At 60.7% G+C, this 623-nt stretch carries 1 pseudogene; it reads right to left on the reverse strand.

Going from position 1 to position 623, the window contains the following annotated elements:
• A pseudogene (locus tag CPY51_RS27335) lies at window positions 1–623 on the reverse strand (IS5 family transposase); the annotation flags it as partial.

Below are 623 nucleotides of genomic sequence, written 5' to 3' on the forward strand. Positions count from 1 at the left end.
CGATTTGTAGCGTCCGATGGCGGTCTCGACCCGCGCGCGCTTACCGTATCCGGTGGAAGCTTGCCAATTCATCCGGCCGTCTCTGCTGATCGCGGCGATATGCAGATCCCTTTGGCTTGGAGGTTGATTTCCCGCCGGTTCGACTGCGTTGATACGTGGCGGAATGGCGATGGCAGCGTCAATACTGTGGTTTATGATCGCGTCGTAGGTGGGCTTTCCATCGTAGGCGCCATCAGCGGTGAACTGTCCGATTGAACTGCCGATCTGGTCGAGTAACGGCTTCACTTGGGAGGCATCGGCCGTATCCTGGTCGGTCATCGTGTGGGCGATGATCTCGCCGCTGTCGGCATCCAGCGCCAGATGCAGCTTGCGCCAACTGCGACGAGATCTGCCGGCATGCTTTTCCTCCAGCCACTGGCCCGCGCCGTAGATCTGAAGGCCGGTGCTGTCGACAAGAATATGCACCGGCCCGCCCGGTTGGCTCCGCTGATCAGGCCGTTTGCTGAGCGATTGCCACGTCCGTGCCCGACGGCTGAGCGTGGTATGATCGGGGAAGGGAGTGCCAACCCCATCAATTGCAGTATCGATTTCAGAAAGCCTTCGGCCTGCCGCAACCGCAGGCC

Source organism: Arminella tubonensis, assembly GCF_003240585.1.
GTDB lineage: Bacteria > Pseudomonadota > Alphaproteobacteria > Rhizobiales > Rhizobiaceae > Rhizobium > Rhizobium tubonense.